Source organism: Nostoc sp. LPT (assembly GCF_017115165.1).
In the GTDB taxonomy this organism is placed as follows: domain Bacteria; phylum Cyanobacteriota; class Cyanobacteriia; order Cyanobacteriales; family Nostocaceae; genus Nostoc.
In genome coordinates, this window is sequence record NZ_JABXKF010000009.1 from 26,297 (window position 1) to 40,949 (window position 14,653).

Here is a 14,653-nt window from a genome sequence, read left to right on the forward strand (position 1 = left end):
ACAGAATTATACTGTCTATTTACTTAAAGCAGGCTTTGACGCAGACAGTTGGCTGTTAATCGACTTAAAGATGAGTAAATCTTCAGTGGGATGTCTGTGTATCTTCTGCAATTAGGGCAGTAAGCAGTAAGGATATCTCTGATAAATTCTTAGAGATATAAATATATGACAAAAGCAACCCAAGCGATCCGTAGTTTTTGACGAATGATAAAGACAATCAAACTGAAATTTGGAAGAGGCTCAAGATTACCCTCAGAGGAAGTAATCACAACGCCCATAACTGTATTTGTAGGCCCAAACAACTCTGGGAAAAGCAAAGTTCTCTCTGAAATTCACTATTACTGCACAACCGATCAACTAAGCATAAAATGTGACATTTTAGAATGAAATAGCCCTGCCTTCATAGAGTCTTTGATAATTTCAATTACTTCCGCGTTCTTCTTAATTAAAGACTCGATAAACTGAAAGACTGATAGCAATTTGAGATGTGTTAAGTACAAAGTTGACTTTATACGTAACGCGATCACTCGGCTACTTTTTTGGTTAAATGTTTGCAGGTTACAATAATAAATAACTACAACTATTTTGCTAAAAACAGTGTATGAAGTTCAATGTAATACTTGATCGTGATGAAGATGGGGTTTGGATTGTCGAGTGCCCCAGTATACCTGGTTGTGTTAGTCAAGGTCAGTCAAGAGAAGAAGCCCTCGAAAATATCAAAGACGCGATCGCAGCTTGTCTTCAAGTTCGTGCCGAACTTGGTTTACCGCTCACTGTGGAAACTCATCAAGTAGAGGTTACAGCTTAATCATGGCATCTGCCCTTCCGGTTCTAAGTGGACGTGAAGTTGTCCGTGTGTTTGAATCGTTCGATTGGGAGTTTGCACGTCAAAGTGCTAGTCACATTATCCTGGTTAAGAAAGGCGAAACAGTAACCTTATCTGTTCCAGATCATCGTGAGGTGGCAAAAGGAACATTACGTAGTCTCATCCGTACTGCTGGACTTACAGTTAATGAATTCATTGCCGCTATCTAATGGCGTGGTCATTGCGCTGAAATGATTTACCTATAAACTGAGTTCAGCAATTTCCCAAGCTTTTTGGTACAGTATTCTAGAAAATCCAGATGACGAAGATAGGCGATCGCTGATTGCAATTGCCAGTTTATTGCTTAGAATCAAGAATGCAGTTGCTATGATCAAACGCCTGCTTGTAGTCGAGTCTCCCGGAAAAGTCAAAAAACTCAGTCAAATTCTGGGTTCAGATTGGAAAGTTCTCGCAAGTTGTGGTCATATCCGAGAACTCAGCAATGAAGGGGACGATTCCTTGGGCTTCGTCATGGATGGTAGTAATGTTCGGTGCAATTACGTCCCGCGTGACCAACGAGCGAAAGAAACAATCCACAAGCTCAAGTCTGCGGTGAGGCAGGTTGATGAAGTTGTCTTAGCAACTGACCCAGACCGGGAAGGCGAGACAATCGCTTGGCATCTCAAAGAAACGCTGGGTTTAAGGGAACCGAAACGAGTAATTTATACTGAGATTACAGCATCGGCGGTGCAGAGTGCGATCGCTAATCCCAAAAAGCTAAACCAAAATTTAATCGGTGCTGGGTTGTGCCGAGATTGCCTAGATAAGTTGGTAGGTTATAAAGGTAGTCCTTTAGTTTGGGCATTGAATAACGGCGCTAAGAGTGTTGGCAGAGTCCAAAGCGCGACGTTGCACTTGATTTGTCAGCGAGAAAACGAAATTCTGACTTTTGTACCCCAAGATTACTGGAGTGTCTGGGTAGATTATGCTGAAGGATTCCGGGCTTTTTACAAAGGAACGGTCGATTCTGCAAAAGATACAGCAGAACAAGAAACTGAAACTCATGATGATGCGAAGGTAGGTAATAGTCCAGAAACACCGGAATCTAAACGTGTTCTTTCCGAAGCAGAGGCAACACGTTTAGTTGAAGAAGCACAGCGACATCCTCATCAGGTGATTCATTTTGAAGGAAAAATCGTTAGTCGCCAGCCACCTCCACCATTTACAACCTCCAGCCTTCAGCAAGCAGCCGGTTCAAAATTGAGGTTTGCTCCTGATAAAACTATGATTGTTGCCCAAAAGCTGTATGAAGCAGGGCTTATCACATATATGCGAACAGACTCAGTAATGCTGAGTCCAGAATTTTGTGCCAGCGCCCGTAAATGGTTGGAGCAAAACGATCCGCAGAATGTACCACAGCAAGTCGCCAAGCATCGCAGTAGCAAATCGGCTCAAGAAGCACATGAAGCGATTCGTCCAACGGATGTGTTTCGCCCCTCAGTTCAATTGCGCTCTGAACTTCCTGATGATGAGTTTAATCTGTATGTAACGATCTGGAAACGGTCAATTGCCTCTCAGTGTCGTGCTGCCCAATTGCGTAAAACTCTGGTGATTACTCAGTCTGGTTCTCTACTGTGGTCAGCGAGAGGGCAAGTAATTGAATTTTACGGTTATGCCCGGTACTGGAACAATCTCAGCAAGGATAGTGTTTTACCTTCATTACAACAGGGACAAGCATTGAAACTGGAGAATGCTGGACATGAAAAGAAGCAGACGCAGCCACCACCCCGTTATAGTGAACCAAAATTAGTGCAATTGATGGAACGTAAAGGAATTGGTCGCCCAAGTACTTATGCTCCTACTGTTGCTACCTTAAAAAAACGAAACTATGTGGAGTTGAAAAAAGACCATCTGCAACCGACAGCGTTAGGGTTAGAAGTTGATGCATTTTTGCTCAAAGCACTGCCTGATTTACTAGAGGCGGAATTCACAGCGAAAATGGAAGATGCCCTTGATGCCATTTCCGAAGGAAAAAACTCTTGGCAGCATTATTTAACTAGTTGGAATCAGGATTACTTTATACCAGCACTTTCCAAAGCTAAAACTGTAGTTGCGAGTTCTTCAACAGGTAAAGCTAATGTGATAACTGAGCGCAAATATGAAACTTCCAAAACGCGATGCCCTGAATGCAAAAATTTTCTCGCCAAAATTCCGAGTAGTAAAGTCAAAAAGAAATATTTCCTCAAATGCACAAAAAGTTGTGAAAATGTCGTGCTATTTTGGAGCGACTTTAACAAAACTTGGCAGCCACCACAAACTAAAGCAGTCCAGACTGAGAATCAACAAAAGCCTCCTGTGAAGATGACGGCATATCCCTGTCCAGTATGTAAGAAACCTCTGGAAGAATACAGTTATATCAAAGAGGGGCAGAGTAAGACAATGTTGCGATGTTCTGACTCACGATCGCGTAAGGATACCAAACATAAAGAGGTGGCTTATTTCAGCACACAAAAAGGGTGGTGGAGTCCTAAGTTTGGGGAGTTGAATTGTTAGACTCCATTGCTGATATCTCTAAATAAGTTTGTAGTCAGGACTTTAGTCCTTGTCTATCGGTTTTTTCGGTTTTTACTCAAACATGATATTGCAATTTATACAATCTTATTAATTAAAACTATGATACTATTTGCTTTATTTATCAGGAATCAAAGATGAAAAGTTTAATAAAATTAGGATCTGCTATCTTTGGCGTTGTTCTTTCTCTTGCAACTATAGAAGTAGCAAAAGCAGATATTGTACCAGGCACCGTTTCTACCGATGCATTCGATTCTACACAAGGCACAGTGATCACGAATGACGACACAATCATTGATCCCATTAACGCTTTTCGTACAAGTGGAGGGTTTGAGGACGGTCATACACTTATGCGTAATGGTGGTCTTGGCTCAATCAGCTTCATTGAGTTTGCCACTGCTTCCCCGGTTACAATTGGTGGTGTAAGGTTATTTGCCCACAATGATGGCGAATCTTCTGGTTTTCGTCGTGCGATGAGCAATTTTTCACTCTTTGCTGATACAAATTCTGACAGTGTTTTTGAGACTGTTGTCGCTAACCAAAATATTAATCCCAATTATGCGCTACAGACTGGTAACAATGCAGCACTCCCAGAAAATATCGATCTGACAATCCCATCTCTTGTTGGCAACATAACCGCACAGTCCTGGCGGCTTGAAGTTACGCAAGGAAGCGATATACAGCCTTTCGAGGGTGCTCGTCTGGTTGAGTTGGACGCTTTACCACCTATACCTACCTCTGTTCCTGAACCCACCTGTGCAAGCGGTATTGCTCTTGTCGGTGCTTTGGGAGCATGGATAAACCGTAAACAAAAAGCTTTTAAATGTGCCTAATTTGAAATAATTGGACTTTGGACAAAAAGGGATGTTCGCGTAAATTATCCGTGAACACTTCTTTTTTGTCCAAAGTCCAAAGTTAAGAGACTTCCAGATAAAAAAATACTCAACCACTTCTTGTGGGGTGGGCGTCTCGCCATTCGTGTCAAGTTAAAGCCTCAGCCCAGATGTCAAGCGACCTTGCAGCGTTGCGTCGATGTCGTGGGCGAACAGCTTTGACAAGACCCATAGAACGCTGATGCTCAACCAACCAAGGAATAATATGATGTCCGTGCAATTAAGTATAATACCCGGAACCCCAAAGAACTAAAGTGCAGCTTTTGCTCCCCTAAGAGCCTGCGGGGAGGGGTTCTTTTATTATGGGTAATTTGGCGGACATGATATAAGTTGTAGTTGTGAATTGTGCGATCTGCGCGATCAAAAAAATATAAGCTACGAAAGACCATTTCTACCGAAATACGTTCTAAGGGCTGCTGCAAAGCCACAGCCACATCCACAGACAAATCATTAAGCACGGTACAATTTTGCTTCTTTACAATTCTTTTTCACCCGATGTCGATTTATCAACACGGTTGACTGACTTTAGCCGCAAGTTCAGCAATGTTCATCTGCTCGTAGTGTTCAAATGGTTGGTGAATCCAGGGGTTGTCAGCCAAGTAATCCACATAATAATCAGGTGCTATAACTGAACAGGCTTTATACCAAAGAACGGCGGTGCGAATTTCCTCAATGGGAAAATCAGTATTTTGCTTGAGCCAAGGTATAGTCTGTTGGAGTGTTACCCCAGAGTCTACTAAGTCATCCACTAGGAGAATGCGCGAACCTAACTTTTCAGCAGTCATTGTCAAGTAGCGGGAGAAAATTAAATTACTTCTTTCTTGCTTACCAGTGCCACTGTAAGATGAGGTTGCTAAAATTGCCAGTGGCTGCTGGTATATACGGGAAAGAATATCTCCAACTCGTAGTCCTCCTCTGGCAAGACAGATAATCTGGTTGAATTCCCAACCGGATTCATAAATCTGAATAGCCAGTTGTTCAATTTTTTGGTGATAATCTGACCAAGAAACATAAAGGTCTGGCATAACTCTAACGGGAGTGGTAGATAGCTAGTATTGAAAGCGATGTCTACGATGGGCTATTCGGCGTCGCAGACTTTTTATTTTAGTATGAGTGCAAAGTTTTATGAATGATTCGGCTGCTGATGGCGATGCCCAACGAGATCCTAATAGTGAAAAACTCGACTTAAAAACAAAGCTGGCTTACGGTGCAGGAGATTTAGGGCCAGCAATCACTGCAAATATCTCCGTCTTTTTTCTGCTGGTTTTCTTCACGAATGTTGCTGGTATCCCTGCGGGTTTAGCTGGCAGTATTTTGATGATTGGCAAAATCTGGGATGGCATAAACGATCCGTTTGTCGGGTTCTTGACTGATAAAACGAAATCTCGTCGTTGGGGACGTCGTCTTCCTTGGATGTTTTATGGAGCAATCCCCTTTGGAATTTTCTTTTTCTTGCAGTGGATTGTACCGCAATTTAGTGCAAATCAGAGTGATAATATTTGGCCATTATTTTGGTATTACGTAGTCATTGGGGTGATATCTCAAGCGTTTTACACGGTTGTGAATTTGCCCTATACAGCGATGACTCCAGAACTGACTCAAGATTACGACGAACGCACCAGCCTTAACAGCTATCGCTTTACATTTTCTATTGGTGGCAGCATTTTATCGTTGATTTTAACGCAAATTGTTTTTTCACTGATTGCTGATCGCCAACAACAATATCTTGTTTTAGCAGCAGTTTCTACTGTAATTTCGATTTTAGGATTATATTGGTGCGTTTTTGGAGTCCGCGATCGCATCCTGGCTTTTGAGGCCAAACGCAGCCAAACTGAAGAACCTGCATCTCTCCCCTTTTTTGAACAGTTAAAAATTGTCTTCAGCAACCGACCTTTTTTATTTGTTATTGGTATATATCTTTGTTCTTGGCTAGGTGTGCAGGTAACAGCCAGCATTATTCCCTATTTTGTAGTCAATTGTATGGGACTCAAAGAATCAGATGTGCCCACAGTCATGATTGCAGTCCAAGGAACTGCTCTGTTGATGCTATTTGTCTGGGGAGCGTTGAGTAAAAAAATCGGCAAAAAAGTTGTTTATTTTCTGGGAATGAGTTTGTGGATTATAGCAGCCGCCGGACTATTTTTCTTACAACCTGGTCAAATAGTTTTGATGTATGTGATGGCTGTCATGGCTGGTATTGGTGTATCCACAGCTTATCTAATTCCCTGGTCGATGATTCCAGATGTGATTGAATTAGATGAACTCCAAACTGGACAACGCAGAGAAGGCATTTTTTATGGCTTCATGGTTTTGCTACAAAAATTTGGTTTAGCTTTCGGGCTATTTTTGGTAGGAAATGCTTTGCAAGTAGCCGGTTTCAAAGAATCTGTAGCCGGAAGTCCACTACCGATGCAACCGGAATCGGCACTGTTTGCTATTCGCGTTGCTGTTGGCCCCATACCGACAGTTTGTTTGATTTTTGGCTTAATTTTAACGTATTTTTACCCAATTACCCGCGAGATGCACGCGGAAATTATGCTTAAACTCAAAGAACGGCAAGAAAAGAGGGGGAGTTAAAGGGGCAGGAGGTTTTAGAAAATCATTCTCCTTAGAGCTAAAAAGGTCTCAGAGCAACTAAATTTATTTATGAAAAACCAAAAAATGCCGCAGGGCACGAATTAGTTTGCCAATATTAGGTTGCTTCGCCGTCAGTAGGCTTCCCCTCTGAGGCACATAGATCAAAGATAAATAAAGTCACAGATCGCAACGGCTTAAAAACAATTTCTTTCCAAAAGGGGTAGGCTAAAAAATAAATTATTAGTACACTAATGTTTAGTTTAACTAATATTGTGCTTATCTAATTAGAATCAATCGCAACCAACCATTTTGCCCAGAATGCGATGTCTAAAGACAAGCTAGTATGTGTCTGTGCTTCCCCTTTCCCCCAAATTGTTGATATGCGCTGTTTAGCTCCTGTTCAGACGATAAAGCCTTCGTCTTTGGCTGCTGAAACTGTTCCTCGTTTTCAGAGCATTATTCAAAGAGGGCGGTTCTCGCTACTTATATTAAGTCTAGCCTACTTGTGTAGTGCCTGTAATGCTTCCGAAGCCCAATCAAGTGGCAAAGAAGCAGGAAAAAAACGAGCTGTGCCAGTGGTGGTTGCTACTGCGACTCAAAAAACGATTCCAATACAGCTATCGGCGACGGGAACGGTAGAAGCATATTCTACAGTATCTGTCAAGTCTCAGGTTGGCGGTCAGCTTACTGGTGTTTATTTTCAGCAAGGGCAGAACGTTAAAAAAGGAGACTTGTTATTTAAAATTGATTCTCGTCCTTTACAAGCTGCGCTGATGCAAGCTAATGCTGCCAAAGCTAAAGATTTAGCCCAGGTGAAACAGGCACAGGCAAATGTCCTCAAAGCGATCGCTCAAGTGAACCAGGCAAAAGCGAATGTAGTCAAGGATAAAGCCCAGGCAACAAATGCAGATGCACAAGCGCAACGTTATAGTAGTTTGCTCAAGCAAGGGGCAATCAGTAAAGAACAGGCCGAACAGTATCAAACCAGTGCTGATGCTCAACAGGCGACAGTGAACGCAGATCGAGGCGGTGTGGCAAATGCTCAAGCAGCAGTGGCGGCAGCCCAAGCAGATGTCCAAAACGCCCAGGCAGCAGTAGCATCAGATGAAGCTGCGATCGACAATGCCAAAGTTCAGCTTTCTTATAGTTCCATCTACGCACCAATTGCTGGACGCACGGGTAGCTTGAAGCTAACTCAAGGCAACTTAGTCAAGGCAAATGCCGCAAATGCCGATGATTCGCTGATTACAATCAGCCAAATTCGCCCGATTTACGTCAACTTTTCTATTCCCCAGCGACTGCTGCCAGATATCAAAAAATACAGTGCGAATAACGGCAAGTTAAAAGTTGATGCTTTACCTCCTAAAGATGCAGGGCATCCAGTACGGGGCGAACTTACCTTTGTTGATAGTGGAGTTAATACCCAAACAGGCACAATTCAACTTAAGGGTACTTTTGCCAATGCTGATGAGCGGCTGTTTCCGGGGCAGTTTGTCAATGTAGTACTCAAACTCAGCGAAGAACCAAATGCCATTACTGTGCCTTCTCAAGGGGTACAGAGTGGACAACAGGGACAGTTTGTCTATGTAGTCAAACCTGACAAAACAGCAGAAATGCGTTTAATTACCGTCGGCGACACCGTTGGGAATGAAACGGTGATTAAGCAAGGCTTGAAACCAGGTGAGCAAGTAGTTACTGATGGACAATTCAACCTTGTGCCTGGTGCCACAGTCCAAGTGAAACCGGAAGTAGGAAGCAGAGGGGCAGGGGAGCAGGGAGGCAAAGGGGCAGAGGGGAAATAATAACTCCTAACTCAGCACTCTTGACTCAGCACTGGCTCAACGCCCCGCTGACGCTAACAGCACTGGCTCAACCCTAGCTATCCGCTAACAGCACTCAGCACTCAATTCGAGGGAACGCGATGAACATTTCCGAGCTATTTATCCGGCGTCCAATCATGACGACTCTAGTTATGGTTGGCATTTTGATATTTGGGTTGATCGCTTACCAACAGCTACCCGTTAGCGACTTACCCAATGTAGATTATCCAACACTCCAGGTAACAGCTAATCTGCCCGGAGCTAGTCCTGAAACAATGGCTGCCTCAGTCGCAACCCCCTTAGAGCAGCAGTTTTCTAGCATCGCGGGAGTGAGTTCGATGAACTCTACCAGTTCTTTGGGTAGTGCACAGATTACGCTGCAATTTGACCTAAATCGGGATATCGACGGGGCAGCACAAGATGTGCAGTCTGCCATTTCTAAGGCAGCGAGGCAGTTGCCCACGAATATGCCTAATCCCCCGTCTTACCGAAAGGTAAATCCGGCGGATCAGCCAGTTCTTTATATCTCCCTGAATTCGTCCATTCTGCCCCTGTCAACTGTAGACAAGTATGCTGAGACATTGCTGGCACAACGCCTGTCAATGGTGGATGGGGTGGCGCAAGTGCAGGTTTTTGGTTCTCAAAAGTATGCGGTACGAATTCAGCTTGATCCCGAATCGCTGAGTGTAAAAGGAATAGGAATTGATGAAGTAGCTGATGCGATCGCAAATGGAAATGTCAATCTACCTACCGGCACACTTTACGGTAAGCAACAGAATTCTACCATCCAAGCAAACGGTCAACTCAACGATGCCGCCAGCTATCGCTCCCTAAATGTGGCTTATCAAAACGGCGCACCAGTGCAGTTAGGTGAACTAGGTCAAGTCCTGGACAGTGTGGAAAATGATAAGATTGCGAGTTGGTATTTTCCTGTCAAAAAGGAGAGTAAAGGCGCACAAGAGAAGTCCTCAATCCAAAATCCAAAATCTAAAATCCAAAATTCTGGCGTGCGGGCGATCGTTTTGGCAATTCAGCGCCAACCGGGAACTAATACTGTTCAAGTAGTGGATGCAATTAAGAAACTGCTACCCACCTTTCGGACACAGATTCCGGCGGCTGTGAACATGGATATTCTCTACGATCGCTCCCAATCAATTCGCGAGTCGGTGGATGATGTACAATTTACGCTGTTGCTCACCATCGCTCTGGTGGTGCTGGTAATCTTTCTGTTTCTCCGCAATATCTCGGCAACAGTCATTCCCAGTTTGGCAGTACCGCTTTCGATAATAGCGACTTTTGGGGTTATGGTGTTGCTAGGCTTCTCCCTGGATAACCTATCGCTGATGGCGTTGACCCTTTCAGTAGGTTTCGTGGTAGATGATGCCGTAGTCATGCTGGAGAACATTGTCCGCCACATGGAAATGGGTGAAAGCCGCATGGAAGCAGCCCTAAATGGTTCTAAAGAAATTGGTTTCACAATTTTATCTATGACCATTTCTTTAGTAGCAGTATTTATCCCGATACTGTTCATGGAAGGCATTCTGGGGCGATTATTCCGTGAGTTTGCCGTTACCATCAGCGTTGCAATCTTGGTATCTGGCGTAATTTCCCTCAGCTTAACGCCAATGCTGTGTTCGAGATTTTTAAGTCCACCTCATCATGAACAAGAGGGTGAGGGAGAAATCAATTCAAAATTCAAAATTCAAAATTCAAAATTGAATAAAGAGACTGAGGGAGATGTAGCTTTAGCTTCCCATAGTGTGGGAGATGAGGAAGAAATTCTTAATTCCCAATCCAAAATCCAAGTTGCGCTGTCAGCGCACCAAAGGTGCGACCCAAAATCCAAAATCCAAAACTTTAACCGTCGTCTCTACAACTTTTCAGAAAACATTTTTAATGTGATATTGGGCGGATACGATTGGAGTTTGAAAAAATCACTCAAGTATCACCGCACAACGATGGTGATTTCGGGAGCGATTCTTGTAGCAACAGTGTATCTATTTATAATTGTGCCTAAAGGGTTTGTTCCCAACGCAGATGTCGGACAAATCACGGCAACTACTCAGGCATCAGAAGATATATCCTTTGATGAGATGGTAAAACATCAACAGGCTGTAGCGGCGATCGCTTACCGTGATCCAAATGTCGATTCTGTCAACTCCAGCGTCGGGGCTGGCGGGCCAAATGCTTCCGCCAACGCTGGACGAATTTTAATCGAACTCAAACCGCGCCATGAGCGCCATCTCAGTGCTGATCAAGTTGTGCAGGAACTCCGACCGAAGTTGTTAGTTGTGCCTGGAATCAAGGTTTTCTTACAAAATCCCCCAGCCATCAATGTCGGTGGACAACAGACAAAAGCGCAGTATCAATTTACTCTGCAAACTCCCAATATTCAGGAACTTTACCAGTATGCTCCAGCTTTAGAAGAGAAATTGCGTTCGCTCTCGGATTTACAAGATGTCAACAGCGATTTGCAAATCAAAAATCCGCAAGTAAAAGTAGACATCAACCGCGACCAAGCTTCAGCTCTAGGTTTGACCGCCAATCAGATCGAAACTGCTCTGAGTAATGCTTATGGTACTCGTCAAGTTTCCACCATCTACGCCCCTGATAGCCAGTATCAAGTAATTATGGGCGTGGAACCAAAATATCAGCAAAATGCCAACGCTCTAGATTTACTCTCAGTTCGTGCCCCTAGTGGACAACTTGTACCTCTTAACGCTGTAGCTACCTTGAGCAAAGATGTAGGACCGTTGACTATTAACCACAAAGGGCAGCTTGCTTCTGTTACCTTCTCCTTTAACCTCAAGCCAGGAGTATCACTTGGTAACGTCACTGGCAAAATTGAGGAACTCGCCCGTCAAACCCTGCCACCTACTATTAGTACAGGTTTCCAAGGTTCAGCGCAGGCGTTTCAATCTTCAATTCAGGGTTTAGGATTACTACTGCTAGTTGCCATCTTGGTGATTTATATCGTGCTGGGGATTCTCTACGAGAACTTCATTCATCCACTGACAATCCTTTCTAGTTTACCCTCGGCTGGATTTGGGGCAATACTGACCCTATTGCTGTTTCAAGTTGACTTGAATATTTACGCCTTCGTAGGCATTATCCTGCTAGTTGGCATTGTAAAGAAAAACGGGATCATGATGGTTGACTTTGCGATCGTTGCCCGTCAAAACGGTAAAACTCCTTATGATGCTATCTATGAAGCCTGCTTGGTGAGGTTCCGCCCAATTATGATGACGACAATGGCAGCGCTCATGGGTACGCTACCCATCGCCCTTGGTTTGGGAGCCGGAGCAGACACACGCCGTCCCCTTGGTTTAGCTGTAGTTGGGGGGTTAGTGTTCTCACAGTTTCTCACACTTTATTTAACACCCGTTTTCTATACCTACATGGAGTCTTGGCAAACAAAGCTCAAAAAACGCAGTTGGCGAAAACAGTCAATATGACGTTCCCCCGACTGAACAAATAACGCTTGGTTCATTTGTTCAGTCGTGTTGAAACGATTCATTCTGGGAAAAATAGGATTTTTTATTAAGCCTTTATTAAATATTTGCTTCCACTTAGCCTTCGCAAGAAAATCGAAGAAGCTGCTCGCAACTAGTCTTAGGGCATTTCCCACCTAGTTCTATCCTCACAACCCATTTACAAACTAACAAAAGCTCTCTACAAGTTAATTCTAAAGCTGTAGGGGGCTTTTGATATGAACAGAATATTTCATCCAAAAATTTTGTTTACAAGTAATACCAATTTGAAAAAAGAATGCAACAAATAGACCATCTGTAGAGACGCGATTCATCGCCTCTTTACCCAAAGATGTGTTGCAATCATTAATTGGATTGGTATAAGGTAATTTTGGTTAGCAAAGCCCACTTACTTATATTTTTTGAAACCTGTGTTTGCGTAGGCGTAGCCCGTCGTAGACATCGCTTTTACGAATACCTCCAGCTATTTAATACTCGTAGCTATTCTCAAGGCGGAAGCTGCTACAGACTGCGCAAAACACCCAAACGTGAAGGCAGAAGTTCCTACAGGGAAGACGGAAGCTGCTACAGACTGCGCAAAACACCGAAACGTGAAGGCAAAAGTGAATTTTTAACTTGCTTAACTTTACTATAATTGCGATCGCCTGGGTTGGGTGCTTGGTGCGATCGCGAGGATCAAAAAAGTCGGGGAACTTTTTTGTCACAATTGATTTAAGATTGCGATATCAGTTTTGCTTTGAGGAATAAAACCATGACTCAAGTCTTACGCAAACTAGTTACATTCGATGAATTTATTGCTCAGTACCCAGACAACCCACAACGACATTATGAACTCCATAATGGAGTAATTGTTGAGATGGCACAACCAACAGGCGACCACGAAGAGGTTACAGGATTTTTAGCCACAAAAATCACTTTAGAATATAGTCGTTTAAATCTTCCTTATTTCATCCCAAAAACAGTATTCGTCAAACCACTTGAAAACGAATCAGCTTATTCACCAGATGTCCTTATACTAAATCAGCCTAATTTAATAAATGAACCTCTATGGAAAAAAGCATCTACTGTAAGCCAAGCTGCATCCATTCCTTTAGTGGTGGAGGTAGTGAGTACTAATTGGCGTGATGATTACCATAAAAAATACGCTGATTATGAGGAAATGGGAATTCCTGAATATTGGATTGTTGATTATGCCGCATTGGGCGGTAGAGAATTCATTGGCAAGCCAAAACAACCTACTATCTTGGTTTGCTGTTTAGAAGAAGGTGAGTATCTAATTAATAAATTTCGAGGTAATGACCGTATCCAATCACCAACTTTCCCAGAGTTGAATTTAACCGCAGAACAAATTTTTCGCGCTGGTGTGGTCAGCTAAATTCAGAGTGTCTATTAAAATTACATTAGAATTCAGGAGTTAAAAGAGAACCCACGCACAACTGTTCACGCCGACCTACTTAAAATTATGTCTAATGAGTCAATTATTCAATCTGAATTATTAGAACACAAAGCTGATAACAAGCAAAACATCTGCCAGATTCTCAGTGTACAAGAATTAAGTCTTCTAAACGATCGCTCCAACAGCAAAGGGCTAGTTCAGCTAGTTTTTCATCTCACTGTTATGGGTTGCAGTGGCTACCTATGGGCAACAAACTTTGGTAATTGGTCGGTGGCTATAGCAGCACTGATAATCTACGGCTTCAGTCTGGCTTCGATGTTTGCACCAATGCACGAATGCGTTCACAGAACGGCTTTCGCTAACAATCGTTTGAATGATGCTGTGGCTTGGTTTTCCGGCTTGCTATCATTTTACAACAGCACGTTTTTTCGCCGTTATCATAAATGGCATCACCGTTACACTCGCGTTCCTGACAAAGATCCAGAATTGACCGATCCCAAACCAAGTAACCTGGGCAAATACTTGTTGATAATTAGCGGTTTACCGTGGTGGTGGGGTAAAATACACGGGCATTTTCAAGTTGCCACTGGTCAATTTGACAATTTTCCATTTGTGCCAGAAGCCGCACGAGCCGAAGTTATTCGTTCTACACGTTGGCAATTAGGTATTTATGCAGGTGCGATCGCTCTTTCAATTGTAGTTAATCAGCCTTGGTTTTTCCTCTATTGGCTGCTACCTATGCTTGTCGGTCAGCCAATTCTCCGTTTTATTCTGCTAGCAGAACATACAGGTTGCACTCTTGATGCAAATCTGCTCACCAATACGCGCACAACGCTCACACTCTGGTGTGTAAGATTTTTCATGTGGAATATGCCATTTCATGCAGAGCATCATTTGTACGCATCAATTCCGTTCCACGCGCTACCAAAAGCACATCAGCAATTGAGCAAACACTTTACCCACATTGAACCTGGATATCTGAAAGTCAATTGGGATATTATAACTAATTCGTAATTGGACATTGGGCATTGGGCATTGGGCATTGGGCATGGAGAAGAGACAAGGGAGAGACTTGTTCAATAATTCCTCCTTATCCCCCT

The 14,653-nt window shown here is 43.2% G+C and carries 11 protein-coding genes; 9 read left to right on the forward strand and 2 right to left on the reverse strand.

Going from position 1 to position 14,653, the window contains the following annotated elements:
• Positions 1-601 precede the first annotated feature (601 nt).
• From HWQ58_RS01915 to HWQ58_RS01930, 4 genes are all read left to right on the forward strand, one after another.
• Positions 602-808 carry a type II toxin-antitoxin system HicB family antitoxin gene (locus HWQ58_RS01915; RefSeq protein ID WP_292857025.1) on the forward strand — a complete coding sequence of 69 codons (207 nt, stop codon included), beginning with the start codon at positions 602-604 and terminating at the stop codon, positions 806-808.
• Between the two features lie 2 nt (positions 809-810).
• Positions 811-1,035 carry a type II toxin-antitoxin system HicA family toxin gene (locus HWQ58_RS01920; protein WP_292857027.1) on the forward strand — a complete coding sequence of 75 codons (225 nt, stop codon included), beginning with the start codon at positions 811-813 and terminating at the stop codon, positions 1,033-1,035.
• 157 nt (positions 1,036-1,192) lie between these two features.
• Complete coding sequence (gene topA, locus HWQ58_RS01925; RefSeq protein WP_292857029.1) at positions 1,193-3,358, forward strand: type I DNA topoisomerase; 2,166 nt, start codon at positions 1,193-1,195, stop codon at positions 3,356-3,358.
• Between the two features lie 155 nt (positions 3,359-3,513).
• Positions 3,514-4,209: a hypothetical protein gene (locus HWQ58_RS01930; RefSeq protein ID WP_292857031.1), complete on the forward strand. Its 696-nt coding sequence runs from the start codon at positions 3,514-3,516 to the stop codon at positions 4,207-4,209.
• Between the two features lie 245 nt (positions 4,210-4,454).
• Here HWQ58_RS01930 and HWQ58_RS01935 read toward each other — a convergent pair whose 3' ends face one another.
• Both HWQ58_RS01935 and HWQ58_RS01940 read right to left on the reverse strand, forming a co-directional pair.
• A complete protein-coding gene (locus HWQ58_RS01935; protein ID WP_292857090.1) occupies positions 4,455-4,727 on the reverse strand; it encodes a hypothetical protein in 273 nt (90 codons plus the stop codon).
• Between the two features lie 48 nt (positions 4,728-4,775).
• Complete coding sequence (locus tag HWQ58_RS01940) at positions 4,776-5,294, reverse strand: phosphoribosyltransferase (RefSeq protein ID WP_292857033.1); 519 nt, start codon at positions 5,292-5,294, stop codon at positions 4,776-4,778.
• Between the two features lie 100 nt (positions 5,295-5,394).
• Here HWQ58_RS01940 and HWQ58_RS01945 point away from each other — a divergent pair, with 100 nt between their 5' ends.
• The 5 genes from HWQ58_RS01945 to HWQ58_RS01965 all read left to right on the forward strand — a co-directional run bounded on the left by HWQ58_RS01945 (position 5,395) and on the right by HWQ58_RS01965 (position 14,567).
• Positions 5,395-6,846 carry an MFS transporter gene (locus tag HWQ58_RS01945; RefSeq protein ID WP_292857035.1) on the forward strand — a complete coding sequence of 484 codons (1,452 nt, stop codon included), beginning with the start codon at positions 5,395-5,397 and terminating at the stop codon, positions 6,844-6,846.
• A gap of 323 nt (positions 6,847-7,169) precedes the next feature.
• Complete coding sequence (locus HWQ58_RS01950; RefSeq protein WP_292857037.1) at positions 7,170-8,648, forward strand: efflux RND transporter periplasmic adaptor subunit; 1,479 nt, start codon at positions 7,170-7,172, stop codon at positions 8,646-8,648.
• Between the two features lie 119 nt (positions 8,649-8,767).
• Positions 8,768-12,121: an efflux RND transporter permease subunit gene (locus HWQ58_RS01955; RefSeq protein ID WP_292857039.1), complete on the forward strand. Its 3,354-nt coding sequence runs from the start codon at positions 8,768-8,770 to the stop codon at positions 12,119-12,121.
• A 787-nt stretch (positions 12,122-12,908) separates the two neighbouring features.
• On the forward strand, positions 12,909-13,532 hold the full coding sequence (locus HWQ58_RS01960) for a Uma2 family endonuclease (protein ID WP_292857041.1): 624 nt from the start codon (positions 12,909-12,911) through the stop codon (positions 13,530-13,532).
• A gap of 87 nt (positions 13,533-13,619) precedes the next feature.
• The gene (locus HWQ58_RS01965; protein ID WP_292857043.1) at positions 13,620-14,567 is read left to right on the forward strand and encodes a fatty acid desaturase family protein; all 948 of its coding nucleotides are present in this window, start codon (positions 13,620-13,622) and stop codon (positions 14,565-14,567) included.
• Positions 14,568-14,653 lie beyond the last annotated feature (86 nt).

Coding starts and splice junctions, on each gene's coding strand:
- HWQ58_RS01930 (WP_292857031.1), top strand. CDS start 3,514: ATGAAAAGTTTAATAAAATTAGGATCTGCTATCTTTGGCGTTGTTCTT.
- HWQ58_RS01920 (WP_292857027.1), top strand. CDS start 811: ATGGCATCTGCCCTTCCGGTTCTAAGTGGACGTGAAGTTGTCCGTGTG.
- HWQ58_RS01915 (WP_292857025.1), top strand. CDS start 602: ATGAAGTTCAATGTAATACTTGATCGTGATGAAGATGGGGTTTGGATT.
- HWQ58_RS01960 (WP_292857041.1), top strand. CDS start 12,909: ATGACTCAAGTCTTACGCAAACTAGTTACATTCGATGAATTTATTGCT.
- topA (WP_292857029.1), top strand. CDS start 1,193: ATGATCAAACGCCTGCTTGTAGTCGAGTCTCCCGGAAAAGTCAAAAAA.
- HWQ58_RS01945 (WP_292857035.1), top strand. CDS start 5,395: ATGAATGATTCGGCTGCTGATGGCGATGCCCAACGAGATCCTAATAGT.
- HWQ58_RS01950 (WP_292857037.1), top strand. CDS start 7,170: ATGTCTAAAGACAAGCTAGTATGTGTCTGTGCTTCCCCTTTCCCCCAA.
- HWQ58_RS01955 (WP_292857039.1), top strand. CDS start 8,768: ATGAACATTTCCGAGCTATTTATCCGGCGTCCAATCATGACGACTCTA.
- HWQ58_RS01940 (WP_292857033.1), bottom strand. CDS start 5,294: ATGCCAGACCTTTATGTTTCTTGGTCAGATTATCACCAAAAAATTGAA.
- HWQ58_RS01965 (WP_292857043.1), top strand. CDS start 13,620: ATGTCTAATGAGTCAATTATTCAATCTGAATTATTAGAACACAAAGCT.